This window comes from Kitasatospora sp. NPDC002965 (assembly GCF_040611255.1).
GTDB lineage: Bacteria > Actinomycetota > Actinomycetes > Streptomycetales > Streptomycetaceae > Kitasatospora.
This window is the reverse complement of the sequence record NZ_JBEXNT010000224.1, coordinates 1-8,775: the sequence shown is the minus strand read 5'-3', so window position 1 is coordinate 8,775 and position 8,775 is coordinate 1. Positions and strand designations below refer to the sequence as shown.

Annotated in this window: 5 protein-coding genes and 2 pseudogenes; 4 read left to right on the top strand and 3 right to left on the bottom strand. The window is 76.3% G+C overall.

What is annotated here, in order from left to right; translation table 11 throughout:
* Nucleotides 1-1,903: pseudogene (locus tag ABZY91_RS40520) on the bottom strand (hypothetical protein); the annotation flags it as partial.
* Nucleotides 1,904-2,104: 201 nt separating this feature from the next.
* Between ABZY91_RS40520 and ABZY91_RS40515 the strand changes: the two are divergent.
* The gene (locus tag ABZY91_RS40515; RefSeq protein WP_329877346.1) at nt 2,105-3,904 is read left to right on the top strand and encodes a hypothetical protein; all 1,800 of its coding nucleotides are present in this window, start codon (nt 2,105-2,107) and stop codon (nt 3,902-3,904) included.
* 51 nt (nt 3,905-3,955) lie between these two features.
* Here ABZY91_RS40515 and ABZY91_RS40510 read toward each other — a convergent pair whose 3' ends face one another.
* Nucleotides 3,956-4,111 carry a hypothetical protein gene (locus ABZY91_RS40510; protein ID WP_329877344.1) on the bottom strand — a complete coding sequence of 52 codons (156 nt, stop codon included), beginning with the start codon at nt 4,109-4,111 and terminating at the stop codon, nt 3,956-3,958.
* A 221-nt stretch (nt 4,112-4,332) separates the two neighbouring features.
* Between ABZY91_RS40510 and ABZY91_RS40505 the strand changes: the two genes are divergently transcribed.
* Both ABZY91_RS40505 and ABZY91_RS40500 read left to right on the top strand, forming a co-directional pair.
* Nucleotides 4,333-4,914, top strand: a complete 582-nt coding sequence (locus ABZY91_RS40505; RefSeq protein ID WP_355409072.1) for a TetR/AcrR family transcriptional regulator — start codon at nt 4,333-4,335, stop codon at nt 4,912-4,914.
* Nucleotides 4,915-5,148: 234 nt separating this feature from the next.
* A complete protein-coding gene (locus ABZY91_RS40500; RefSeq protein ID WP_355409070.1) occupies nt 5,149-5,655 on the top strand; it encodes a hypothetical protein in 507 nt (168 codons plus the stop codon).
* Nucleotides 5,656-5,882: 227 nt separating this feature from the next.
* Here ABZY91_RS40500 and ABZY91_RS40495 read toward each other — a convergent pair whose 3' ends face one another.
* Nucleotides 5,883-7,247: an FAD-dependent oxidoreductase gene (locus ABZY91_RS40495; RefSeq protein ID WP_355409068.1), complete on the bottom strand. Its 1,365-nt coding sequence runs from the start codon at nt 7,245-7,247 to the stop codon at nt 5,883-5,885.
* A gap of 385 nt (nt 7,248-7,632) precedes the next feature.
* Here ABZY91_RS40495 and ABZY91_RS40490 point away from each other — a divergent pair.
* A pseudogene (locus tag ABZY91_RS40490) lies at nt 7,633-8,775 on the top strand (hypothetical protein); the annotation flags it as partial.

The window sequence follows — 8,775 nt, the reverse complement described above, 5'->3', positions numbered from 1 at the left end:
GCGCTTCGGCCGGCCGACCCGACGGACCGGAGCCCGGAGCCGGGCCCGTCGCCGGGGGCGGGCCCAGCACGACCGTGCCCGTCCGGGGCGTCGCCGGTCCGGCCGGGGGCGCCCCGCCGACGGAGGCCCCCTCGGGGGAGGCCCCGCCGGACCGGGGCGCCGGGAGCGCCTCCACCGGCAGCGAGTCGGCGAGGTCGAGCGCGGCGCCGGCCCGGTCCCGGTCCTCGGCCCGGTCCCGTCCGGTGACCAGCAGGTGGGCGGCCTCGCGCAACGCCGCCTCGGCCAGCGCCACCGGGTAGCCGGGTGCGGCCGGGTCGTCCGCGGCGGCCCGCTGCCACAGCTCGCGGGCCGCCACCGGGTCGGCGGCGAGCCGCTCACGGGCCAGCCGGTCGCGCAGCAGCGCCAGCCGGTCCAGCAGGTCGGCCGCGCGCAGGGGCTCCCAGCGTTCGAGCGCACCGGCCGGGTCGCCGGTCCGGGCCAGGGCCAGGCCGTGGTGGAAGGCGGCGATCTGTCCCCAGCGGGAGTCCGTCCCGGACTCGGCGCGCAGCAGCGGTTCCGCCTCCGCCGTCCGTCCGGCCGCGAGCAGCGCCGCGCCGAGCCTGACCCGCGCGGGGCGCCAGCCGGGTGTGAGGGCGAGCGCCGCCTGGTAGTCGACGGCGGCCTCGGCCGGGTGCCCGGCGCGTTCGTGCACCAGGGCGAGTCCGAGCCGGGCGGGGGCGAACGAGGGCCGGGCGGCCAGCGCGGCGGCGAACTGTTCCTGGGCGCGGTCGTCGGCGCCGAGCAGCAGGGCGAGCCGCCCGAGCGCGTACCGGGGGCGCGGGTCCGCGGGGGCCTCGGTGGCGGCGGCGTTGAGGTCGGCCCAGGCCGCCCCGGTGTCGCCCAGCCGCTGCTGGGCGAGGCCGCGGAAGAGCAGGATCTCGGCCCGCAGGGCGGTGCCCCGGGACCACGGGGAGGTCTCGCCCGGACCGCGTCGCAGCGCCTCGTCGAGGGCGGCCACGGCCGGGGTGTCCTGGTGCAGGGCGTAGAGCTGGGTGCCCCAGCGGAACCAGAGTTCGCCGCTGCCACCGGGGGCGGCGGCGGCGAGCAGCGGTTCGGTCTCGGCCGCCCGGTCGGCCAGTGCGCGCAGCAGCGCGGCGCGGGCCAGCACCGGCCACTCCCGGTTCGGGAGGGCGGCCATCGCCTGGGCGGTCGCGGTCTCCCGCCACTCGGGTGTGCCCTCCCGGCAGAGACGTTGCAGCCAGTCCAGGGCCAGGGCGGCCGTCGCGGCGTCGGCGCCCGCCTCGGCCGTCAGGTCGAGCGCCCGCCCGGTGTCCGGAACGGCGCCGGGCACGCCGGTCTGCGTGACGCCCTGCACACCGTTCTGCGTGACGCCCCGGCCGGTGACCGGTCCGGTGGCCGGGTCGGTGACCGGGTCGGTCCCGTCGGCGGTCCCGCCTGCGGTCCCGCGCACGGCCGCCCCGGCCGCCGCCGGTTCCATCGCCCGGAGGAAGGCGAGCAGCGGCCCGAGTTCACCGTCCGGGGCCTGCATCCGTTCCTCGGCCATCCGCCGCAGGCTCCACCGGGGGAGCTGCCGGGCCGGGTCGGACAGCAGGGGGAACGCCTCGCGGTGCAGCGCGGACGTGGCCGTGGCGTCCCCGGCCGCGGTGGCCGCCTCGGCCTGTCCGAGCAGGGCGAGGCCGCGCTGGGGCCGGAGCGCCTCGGGCGCCGCCACCAGCCGCTTGGCCAGCCGGGCGTACCGGCGGCGGGCACGCTGCGGCTTGCCGGCCGCGAGCTGGGCGGCGGCCCGGCTGAGCGCCGTCGCCACCGATGCCGGGTCATGGGCCTGTCGGCGGCGGACGAGGACGGTGCCGCCCGCGCCTGCCAGTGCCGCCACGACCAGCAGCAGCACCACGAGCTGCGCCATGCACTGTCCCCCTGCAGTCCGGAATCCGCCCAGTTCATGATCAACATCCTTCTGTCGATCACGAGTTGACGGCTCTTCATGATGTTGCTCGGTGGCCATCAGGATAGGCCCTCTTCAGGGCGGACGAACAGAAAAGAGCACTATCCTGAGTTCCGCGAAAGACCGACGGCGAGTCGGTGCCGGTCGTCGGTCGGGGGTCGAGTGTCACAGTCGCGTTGGGTTCCCGGGCTCCGGTTCGGGCCGGAGTTCGACCCCGAGCAGTACGAACTCCTGGAGTTCCACCACCGGGGCGGCGAGGCCGAGGTCTGGCGGGCCGTCCGCACCGGCCACAGCGGCCTGAAGGAGCTGGTCGCCGCGAAGATCATGCTGGAGCGCGACCCCTCCGAGGTGCGTCGCTGGCTCGGACGCTGGGACGACGTCTCGCACAACGCCCACCGACTGGGCGTCAACGACCTGGTGGTGCCCAGCTTCCTGCTCGGCCCCTCCCCGCACCGGCCGGGCAGCCGGCCGACCGGCGGACTGCTCGGCTACCAGATCTCGCCCTGGGTCGAGGGCGTGCCGCTGCACACCTGGGCCCGCACCAACCGCGGCGGACTGCCCGCCGCGGCCGAGGTGCTGGCCCGGCTCTGCCTGATCGTCGACGAGTTGCACCGCAAGCGCTGGGTGCACCGGGACATCTCCCCCGCCAACGTCCTGGTCGACGGCGAGGGCCAGGTCAAGCTCATCGACCTCACCTTCCTCGCGCCGCTCGACCACGCACTCACCGTCGCGGTGTTCACCCCCGGGCACGTCCCGCCGGAGGCCGAGCGGGTCGGCGGGTTCCCGACCACCGCCAAGGACCTGTTCGCCGTCGGGACCCTGGCCCGGACCCTGCTGCTGCCCGAGCACGGACGGCTCGACCACCGGCTCGCCGCCGACCAGGCCCGGAGCGAGCTGCTGGCCGCCGGGTTCGGCGAGGACCTCGCCCAGTGGGCCTGTGAACCGCTCGCCCGCGAACCGGACCGCCGGCCCGCCCCGCTCGGTCCGTGGGCCGCGCGCGGACGCGAACTCCTGCGCGCCCACCGGACGATGCCGCGCACCTCCTGCCTGGCCGTCCTGCCGGACGCGGCCGGTCGGCCGCTGCTGGTCGCCGGCGGCGCCGACGGGGTGGTGTTCGCCGGCCCGGGCCTCGCCGGGCACCGGCCCCCGCCCGGCCCCGGGCCGCGCGCCGTCCGCACCCTGGTCTGCGGCTGGGCCGGGCCGCAGGCCGAACTCGTGGTGTTCGCCGAGGACCAGACCGGCACCCTCTGGGTCGGCAACGCGGCGGGCTGGTGGGAGGCCGCCCGCGGTGTCGGCGGGCTCGCTGGGGCGGTCAACTCGGCCGGCGAGCTGGCCGTGTGGACGGCCTCCGGCGGCACCCTGCGCTCGTACCGCTGGGCGCCCGGCCTCACCCTGACCGGCCAGGAGCTGGCCGGCTGCCCGGCCGACCGCGTCCTGGCCGCCATGGAGGAACGGCCGGGCGTCTGGCTGCTCCTCGTCGAACACCGGGAACGGCTGCTGCGCTGGCGGGTGGGGGCGGAGGAACGGCCCGAGCCGCTGGGCCGCCCCGGCCCGGTGCGGGCCGGCGCGCTCGCCCGCTCCTCGGCCGGCCCGCAGGCCGCCGCACTGCGCCGGGACGGCTCGGTCCAACTGCACGGCGCCGACCCGGCCGGGGCGGCGAGCGAGATCGGCGACGGCGAACCGGCGCTCGACGTCGCGATGGCCGGACACCGCGGCGGCCCGACCGTCGCCCTGGCCGGCGAGGGCGGCGTACGGCTGCGCCTGCCGGCCGTCGGCAGCTCCCGCCGCCCCCGCTGGTGGCGGCCGACGCTGCGCCCGGCCACCCAGGTCGCACTGGCCGTCGGCGACGACTGGCGGCTCTGCCTGGCCGCCGTGGTGGAGGGCGAACTCCATTGCTGGCACGAGGACTCCGGCTACCGCTGGCAGCCGGTCACGCTCCCCGGCCAGGGCGGGGAGGACTGAGCCCCCCGCGAGGACCCGGCCCCGGGCGGCCCCGCCCGGTGCGCCCCGGAGCTACCGCCCGGTGCCGCCCGGGGAGCGACGGCGGACCCGGCGGTCGCAGCGGCTCCGAGCGTCCCGGCGGTCCCCCGTGCCGCCGGTGCCCGGGACCGCGCGGGCGTCGGGGGCGTCGGGGGTGTCCGCGACGTCCCAGGCCGTGTCGTGCGTCATCAGGGCTCCTCGATTCCTCGCGAGCGCGCCGTCCCGGCGCAGGGCCTACGGGAGGGCCCGAACGGGCACGACCCGACCGGGGACACATCCGGAGAGCCTCTCCGTTTCCCCGGCCCTACGATACGGAGAACCTCTCCGCTTGACCACCCGCCCAGGGCCGGGACGCCGGCCCCGACCCCCGACCCGCCGGCCACCCGCCCCTTGGAGACCAGAACCCGCCGATGCCAACGACCCAGCGCACCGACGCCCGACGCAACCGCGAACGCCTCCTCGACGCCGCCCACGAGGCCTTCACCGAGGCGGGCGCCGACGCCTCGCTCAACGACATCGCCCGGCGGGCCGGCGTCGGCCCGGGCACCCTCTACCGGCACTTCCCCACCCGGTCCGCACTGCTGGCCGCGGTGCTGCACGAACGCATCGAACGCCTCTGCGCCTACGCCGGCCACCTGACCGGGACCCGGCCCGCCGACGAGGCCCTCGCCGAATGGCTCCGCGCCTTCATCGCCCACAACCTCGCCTACCACGGCCTCGCCAGCGCGCTCTTCCTCGAAGCCCCCGACACCCTCAACGCCAACTGCCACGAGGACATCAGGAACGCCGGAGCCGCCGTCCTCACCCACGCCCAGCGGTCCGGCACCGCCCGCCCCGACCTCTCGGCCCCCGAACTCCTCCTGCTCGCGCTCGGCATCGCCCTCACCACCGCCCGCCCCGCCTCGCGGCCCGCCCCGACCGGAACCCCCACCCCCGACCGCCTCCTCGCCCTCCTCCTCGACACGGTCCACCCCCGGCCGCACACCCCCTGAACCGGCGACGCCGTCGACGCCCCCGACCCGCCCGGCCGCCCCGGCGATCCGGAGTACGGGGTTCACCTGCCGGTCCCGGGCCGGGAAAGCTATAGTCGGCAACATAGTCGCGAACATGACAAAAAGATGCCGCGCTCCCACCCGGCGCCGGTGCCCGTCCCGGCAGGCCGTAGATTCGCACTCCACCGCTCCACGCCCCGCTCCCCAGCCCCTTCCGCTCATCGGAGGTCACCCGTGGCCCGGCTGCATGTCCGTACCGGCATCAACCCCGACGACCCGGACGCGCCCGTGGTGGCGCTGCTCGTCGACCCGGAAGGCCCGCCCGGCGAGCAGGCCGTCGCGAAACTGGGCTGGTACGGGCACGAGGGGGACGGCGCGCTCTTCCTGCTCCCGACCGACGGGTGGGCGGAACACGCCCTCGACGGGGACCGGCTGGCCGTCGAGGTCGCCGTCTACCCGTTCACGCTGGAGCAGATCGGGGCCGACCCGGCGGACTTCCCCGCGCGCTCGCCGATCGTCCCGGAGGCGACGCTGGTGCTGCGCGCCGAGACGGCGGTGGACCCCGCGCTGTACGCGCGGGCCGCCGACACCGGAACCGCCGTCTTCACGGCCGCACCGGACCGCACCCTCGACGAGGTGCTCGCCGGCGACGACGCCTGGCCGGTCCTGCTCTCCCCGCCGCCGGCGCCGGACGCCGACGCCCCCGGCGACCTGCCGGACCCGGACCGCCTCCGGGGCTGACCGGGCGGCGCCGACCGGACTCCCCCGCGCCGGCGCCCCGGCACCCGTCGGGGCGGCACCCGTCGGGGCGGACGCGGCCCGAGCGGTCCGGCGACCCGAGGACCTGACGACCGGATCCGGAGGCCGGGGCCCGCGAACGGGCCCGGCGAACAGATCCGGCGAACGACCGCGGGCCCGACGACCGGAACCGGTCGCCGGGCCCGCGGACCGGGGGCACGCCGTCCCGGCTACGCCCCGCTGCCGCGCAGCATGTCCTCCCGCTCCACGACCTTGACCCGCTCGCGCCCCTCCGCCGCACCGAGCGCGCGCTCGTGTGCGTCGAGCAGCTGCCAGCCCTCCCAGGTGGTGAAGCGGACGCCCCGCTCGCGCAGGTGCGCGAGGACCGCGTCGGGCTCGGGCTCGACGGCGCCGGGGAGGCGGCCCTCGGCCCGGTCGGCGAGCAGGCAGGCGACCGTCTCGTTGGCGTCGCCCTTGGTGTGTCCGATGAGGCCGACCGGGCCGCGCTTGATCCAGCCGGTGACGTACGTGGCGGCCTGGTGCGAGCCGTCGGCCGCGAGCACCCGGCCGGCCGCGTTCGGGACGGTGCCGGACACCGGGTCGAACGGCAGCTTGGGCAGCTCGTCCGAGTAGTAGCCGATCGCCCGGTAGATCGCCTGGACGTCCCAGTCGGTGTGCCGGCCGGTGCCGCGCACGTTGCCGGTGCCGTCGAGTTCGGTGCGCTCGGTGCGCAGCCCGATCACCTTGCCGTCGGCGCCGAGCACCTCCACCGGGGACTCGAAGAAGTGCAGGAAGATCCGGTGCGGGCGGTCGCCGACGTCGCGGATCGCCCAGTTCTCGATGGTCGAGGCGACCATGTCGACGTGCTTGGCGCCGCGCCGCTCGGCGATCGAGCCCTCGTCGTAGTCGATGTCCTCGGGGGCGACGATCACCTCGATGGTCGGCGAGTGGTCGAGCTCGCGCAGCTCCATCGGGCTGAACTTGGCCTGGGCGGGTCCGCGCCGGGCGAAGACGTGCACCTCCAGGGCCTTGTTGCGGCGCAGGCCCTCGTGGACGTTCGGCGGGATCTCGGTGGGGAGCAGCTCTTCCGCGGTCTTGGCGAGGATGCGGGCCACGTCCAGCGCGACGTTGCCCGCGCCGAGCACGGCGACCTTCTCGGCCTCCAGCGGCCAGGTGCGCGGCACGTCCGGGTGGCCGTCGTACCAGGAGACGAAGTCGGCCGCCCCGTAGGAGCCTTCGAGTCCGACACCGGGGATGTCGAGCGCCCGGTCCGCCATCGCGCCGGTGGAGAAGACCACCGCGTCGTAGAAGCGGTGCAGGTCGTCGAGCGTGACGTCGGCCGGGTAGTCGACGTTGCCGAAGACCCGGATCTGCGGCTTGCTCAGCACCTGGTGGAGCGCCGTGACGATCCCCTTGATCCGCGGGTGGTCGGGCGCCACGCCGTACCGGATCAGCCCGAAGGGCGCGGGCATCCGCTCGAAGAGGTCGACCGAGACCCCGGGCTGCTGGGCGGCGTCGGACTTGAGCAGGGCGTCAGCGGCGTAGATTCCGGCGGGGCCGGCGCCGACTATCGCGACTCGGATCGGACGGGACATGGCGGGGCGATCCTCCGAACGGGAACACGGACGGGCGGGCAGGAGGGCGAGGGCGACCCCACGACCAGCCAACACGGGCGGTACGTGCCGACAGTAGTCGGTGTAGATCTATGAGGTCATAGAGCTGACCTATGGCCGGATCGGGAACTTCCCGGCGCCCCGGGCCCCGCCTCCGGACCGCGGCCCCGTCGGCCCCGGCACCGGCCTCGGCACCGGACCGACCGGGTGCGATCGAGCCATGCCCGCGTGGCCGGCCGGCCACGTCCCGCCCCCGTCCGCACGAGGGCCGGAAACCGCCCCCGGAACGCCCTCCCGGTGCCCTAGCCTGACCCTCGCACCACGACATGATGTCTAGACCACAGGGTGGGGAATCATGAATTCGCGCGTGTCAAAGGCCCGTTGGACGGGCTCGCTGGTGGCCTCGGCCGTCCTCCTGCTGACCGGCGCGGGCGCCGGGGCGGCCGTCGCCGACACCGTACCGGGTACGCCCGGCGGCCACGACGGTACCGCCATCGGGTGGCGGGCGCTGGGGCTGGCGGTCGGTCCGGAGGGGAACAGGGCCTACGTCGTGGCGTCCGACCGGGCCGGCAGCCGGACCCCGGTCGTCCTGCGGACGGTCGACACCCGGTCCGGCGCGGTGGTCGCCGAACTGCCGCTGGCGGACGACGGCACCGCCGGGCGGCCCGTGGTGAGCCAGGACGGCCGGCGCCTCTACGTCCTGGTGTCGGACCACCTGGTCGCCGTCGACCCGGCCGCCAACACCGTGGTGGCCCGCACTCCCGCACCGGACCAGCCCAGGCCGGCCGGCTGGTCGGCGGGCGGTCTGACCGACCTGGCGGTCAGCCCCGACGGATCGAAGGTCTACGTCGACCAGTACGGTCCGCAGCTCCACGGCCAGGGCGTGCGGCCGGGCCGGGTGCTGGTGTTCGGCACCCAGCAGGGCGCCTTCACCGCGACCGTGCCGCTGCGCGGCCACGCGGTCGACGCCATCGCCCTGCAGCCGGGCGGTGCCGGCGCCTACGTCTCCACCGACGCCGGTCTGGAACACCTCGACACCACCGCGCCCGTCCCGACCGTGCTGCGCACCGTCGAGAGGATCGGCGCCACCAAGGAGCTGGCCGCCTCCCCCGACGGCCTGCACGTGTACGCCCTGGGCGCCCAGGTCAACGCCGGGACCGGCTACGCGGTCGACACCGTCAACGACACGGCCCGGCCCGTCTTCACCTTCGCCGACGGACCGGTCGACCTCCACTACGTGGCGGTCGGCACGGACGGCGGCCGAATCCACGTGCTCAAGGACGGCTGGACCCCGCACGCCTCGGTGCTCGCCTACGACACCGCGACCAACGCCGGCCTCCCCGGTGAGACGCTCACCGGCTTCGGCCTGGACGGGGTCTCCGCGACCGCCCTCGCCCCGGGCGGGCACACCCTCTACCTGGCCGGAATTCGCGGCGACTCCTCGTACCTGAAGACCTACGCAGAGTCCATGACGATCCCTCGGCAACCCGAAGCCGTCCTGTGCGACGTC